Source organism: Arthrobacter sp. 35/47 (assembly GCF_000520475.1).
GTDB lineage: Bacteria > Actinomycetota > Actinomycetes > Actinomycetales > Micrococcaceae > Arthrobacter_D > Arthrobacter_D subterraneus.
Genome location: NZ_KI914592.1, coordinates 178,654 through 181,277, shown reverse-complemented (window position 1 = coordinate 181,277; position 2,624 = coordinate 178,654). Strand labels below are relative to the sequence as shown.

Below are 2,624 nucleotides of genomic sequence, written 5' to 3'. Positions count from 1 at the left end.
GTTCTCCGCACCGGGCGCCACACTGGTGAAACTCTTCGGACGCCCCGATGAGGAGTCCGAGGAGTTCCGGGCCAGGGCAGCACGGGTCCGCGACATCGGCGTCCGGATGGCCATGCTCCAGTGGGTGTTCTTCTCGGCCCTCATGCTGGTCTCGGCGCTCGCACTGGCTCTGGTCTATGGACTGGGCGGTTCCCTGGCGCTCGGCGGCGCACTGGACACCGGCGAGGTGGTGACGCTCGCGCTGCTGCTGACCCGTTTGTATGCGCCGCTGACTTCCCTGGCGAACGCTCGGGTGGAGATCATGAGCGCACTGGTGAGTTTCGAGCGGGTTTTCGAGGTCCTGGACCTAGACCCGCTGATCAAGGAGAAGCCGGGAGCGGGCACCATCCCGGAGGGCCCGGTGGGGGTGGAGTTCGACGACGTCCGCTTCGCCTACCCGTCGGCGGACAAGGTTTCGCTCGCCTCCCTGGAAGAGGTGTCGACCCTGGACACCCGCGGGGGTGAGGAAGTGCTGCACGGCGTCAGCTTCCGCATCGAACCGGGCCAGACCGTTGCGCTCGTGGGAACCTCCGGAGCGGGCAAGTCCACCATCGCGCAACTGCTCGCACGGCTGTACGACGTCGACTCCGGTGCGGTCCGGATCGGAGGAATGGACGTCCGGGATGTGACGTTCGAGTCGCTGCGGCAGACGCTCGGCATGGTGACCCAGGACGGCCACCTGTTCCACGAGACGATTGCCTCCAACCTCCGGCTGGCACGTCCGGATGCCACGGACGGCGAACTCTGGGACGCAGTTCGCCGGGCCCGGCTGGAAACGCTGATCCGGTCGCTGCCGGACCAGCTGGACACCATGGTGGGTGAACGTGGGTACCGGCTGTCGGGCGGTGAACGGCAGCGGATGACCATCGCGCGGCTCCTGCTCGCCCAGCCGCGCGTCGTGATCCTGGACGAAGCCACCGCCGCACTGGATTCGACGTCGGAAGCTGCAGTCCAGGCCGCGCTGACCGAGGCGCTGGAAGGACGGACCGCACTGGTGATTGCCCACCGGCTGTCCACCATCCGCAGTGCGGACCAGATCCTGGTGATCGAGGACGGGCGCATCGCGGAACGCGGCACGCACGAGGAGTTGCTTGCTGAAGGCGGCCGGTATGCCGAGCTTCACCGCACCCAGTTTGCCGTGCAGAAGACCGTGGCACCCGATGAGCCCGCAGAGGCCCTCACCGCCTCCGGCTCCGGAAGCTGACGCACCGGCCGCCGCCCGCCGGGACCCTACGGTGCAACGCCGGAGGGTGCGGTACGGCCGCCGAGATCCGGTTCGTTGGGTTGTTCGGGGACGCGTAGGCGTGGAAGCGTCAGATTGACGAGCGGCCCCACGAAAAGGGCGAACGCCACGGTGCCCACGCCGACGGTGCCGCCAAGGACCCAGCCGATGGCGAGTACCGACACCTCGATGCCGGTACGCACCGCCCAGATGGGCCAGCCCCAGCGCCTGTTCATTCCGGTCATGAGGCCGTCACGCGGCCCCGGACCCATGCGGGCACCGATGTATAGCCCGGTGGCGACGGCGAGCAGGAGCAGCCCCCCGGTGAAGAGGAGGATCTGGACCCACAGCACAGTCTGCTGCGGAATCACGGCAAGTCCCACCTCCGCGCTCGGGCCGACAAGCAGGACGTTGAGCACTGTCCCCACGCCGGGCTTCTGCCGCAGCGGGATCCACAGGATCAGGACCACGAGCCCGATGAGGTTGGTGACCAGGCCGAACGGGATGCCGCTCTGCAGGGACACGCCCTGCCCCAGTACGTCCCACGGGGATACTCCGATGCCCGCCCGGATCATCATGCCGATCGAAAACCCATACAGGAAGAGACCGACGAGAAGCTGCACGGTGCGGCGCACCAGGAGGCGGGACATGTTCCCAGTATCGGCCACGCGTCCGGCTGAGCGGCAATCGGGCGTTCAGAAGCTGTGCTAGCCGAGCCCGTAGTGCCGCCGGATATCGGCGAGTGTTCGCAGCACCGTTCCCAGATCGCCGGGAGTGAGGTAGGCGGACCTGTCCCGGGAGTACACCAGATAATTCAGGGACGTCTCCTCGTTCGGGTCGGTGCTCTCGATGAACGCACGGAGGGACTGGTCCAGGATCCGCTGCAGTTCCTCGGGATCATTGGTGTCCGCCACTATTTCGATGTCCGTTGAATCCCCGGTGCCCCCGTGCCGGGCGTACTCCACCTCAACCTCAGCAACCCCGCTGACGGAGGAGATTGCCTCCTGATACCGGTCAGCGGGGGAGGGCGCCGAGCACGAGGTGAGCGCCGAACAGAGCAGTACGGCGGAAAGCGCGAGTGCCCGTCTCATGGGTGCCTCCTCCCGACAGGGACCACGAAGGACTCTACCTGCGCGGGGTCATCAGAGAGGAACTGCAAAGTGGCCGGACGGCCCGCATACTGCGCGGCCGCGCCGGTGGGCTCTGCGCCGGCATCGGAAATGGACACTGCATAGTGGTTGTAGTCATGGTTGGCCACGACGTCATTCCAGGTACCTCTGCCCGGGTTCGGCAGCGTCACCTGCACCCCGTGGCCCTGCGGCGATTCTCCGTCCACCGTGACACCGCCGAGATCGAGGCGGGG

General features: G+C 67.2%; 3 protein-coding genes and 1 pseudogene. 1 reads left to right on the top strand and 3 read right to left on the bottom strand.

Annotated features, from left to right (window positions below):
* A partial coding sequence (locus tag X803_RS18520; RefSeq protein WP_035778196.1) for an ABC transporter ATP-binding protein occupies nucleotides 1–1,243 on the top strand: 1,243 nt, incomplete at its 5' end.
* Between the two features lie 26 nt (nucleotides 1,244–1,269).
* Here the strand turns inward: X803_RS18520 and X803_RS18515 are convergent.
* The 3 genes and pseudogenes from X803_RS18515 to X803_RS0107505 all read right to left on the bottom strand — a co-directional run.
* Entirely contained in the window at nucleotides 1,270–1,911 is a 642-nt protein-coding gene (locus tag X803_RS18515; protein ID WP_051470563.1) for a membrane protein YczE, read from the bottom strand.
* A gap of 57 nt (nucleotides 1,912–1,968) precedes the next feature.
* Nucleotides 1,969–2,352, bottom strand: coding sequence for a hypothetical protein (locus X803_RS0107510; RefSeq protein WP_026544663.1), 384 nt, complete (start codon nucleotides 2,350–2,352; stop codon nucleotides 1,969–1,971).
* Nucleotides 2,349–2,624 (bottom strand): annotated as a pseudogene (locus X803_RS0107505) (hypothetical protein); the annotation flags it as partial. The gene X803_RS0107510 and the pseudogene X803_RS0107505, both read right to left, overlap by 4 nt.

Coding starts and splice junctions, on each gene's coding strand:
- X803_RS18515 (WP_051470563.1), bottom strand. CDS start 1,911: ATGTCCCGCCTCCTGGTGCGCCGCACCGTGCAGCTTCTCGTCGGTCTC.
- X803_RS0107510 (WP_026544663.1), bottom strand. CDS start 2,352: ATGAGACGGGCACTCGCGCTTTCCGCCGTACTGCTCTGTTCGGCGCTC.